The organism is Nocardioides mangrovicus, from assembly GCF_003674065.1.
Lineage (GTDB): Bacteria > Actinomycetota > Actinomycetes > Propionibacteriales > Nocardioidaceae > Marmoricola > Marmoricola mangrovicus.
Genome location: NZ_RDBE01000016.1, coordinates 1 through 270, shown reverse-complemented (window position 1 = coordinate 270; position 270 = coordinate 1). Strand labels below are relative to the sequence as shown.

Genomic DNA, 270 nt, shown 5'->3' with positions numbered 1-270 from the left:
CGCCGTGGATGTAGGAACCAATTGCCGTCACCGTGCCGCTCGCCAGCTTGGACGGGTTGAAGCCCTTGTAGTTGACGGCATTCAAGCTCTTTTGAGCGTTCTTGTAGAGCTCATCGAAGGAATCCGAGCCCGTCGCAGCCGCGCGTGAGAGCGCAGCCAACGTGCCCTCGAAGTCGCCACCGGCCTTGTTTGCGTCTAGAAACAGGCCGGCTGCGGCGCCTAGCGCAGGGTTGAACCCGAGCATGGCGGCTGTAGCGCCAAGCGTTGCCG

Annotated in this window: 1 protein-coding gene; it reads right to left on the bottom strand. The window is 62.6% G+C overall.

Annotated features, from left to right (window positions below; genetic code table 11):
• Window positions 1-244, bottom strand: a 244-nt coding sequence (locus tag D9V37_RS20120) for a hypothetical protein (RefSeq protein ID WP_147456016.1), incomplete at its 3' end; no start/stop codon positions are given.
• Window positions 245-270: the final 26 nt, after the last annotated feature.